This is a genomic window from Pseudomonas sp. F9001 (genome assembly GCF_013385435.1).
GTDB lineage: Bacteria > Pseudomonadota > Gammaproteobacteria > Pseudomonadales > Pseudomonadaceae > Aquipseudomonas.
The window spans coordinates 1-275 of the sequence record NZ_JACAPX010000036.1 but is presented as its reverse complement, the minus strand read 5'-3'; the positions used below and the strand labels follow the sequence as shown (position 1 = coordinate 275).

Below are 275 nucleotides of genomic sequence, written 5' to 3'. Positions count from 1 at the left end.
CTTGAGTGTGGTGAAGCAAAATCAAATCTAAAGCGGGCACGGTCAAATGTGGGAGCTGGCTTGCCTGCGATGGCATCGCCTCGGTGTATCTGAAAACCCGAGGTGTCTGCATCGCAGGCAAGCCAGCTCCCACAGAAAGCAGATCTGCAACCGCTTCAGATTTGGCTTTCGCTCTGGATCTTGCCTTTGCTTTTAACACTCAAGCCGGCCGGTAGGCCGCTGTGCTCTGCTTTTGATCTGCTTTTGATTTTGATCTGCGGGCCCCGTTAACCACG

At 53.5% G+C, this 275-nt stretch carries 1 pseudogene; it reads right to left on the bottom strand.

Features of this window, described 5'->3' with window-relative positions:
- Positions 1 to 199 (bottom strand): annotated as a pseudogene (locus HX818_RS31070) (hypothetical protein); the annotation flags it as partial.
- Between the last annotated feature and the right edge of the window lie 76 nt (positions 200 to 275).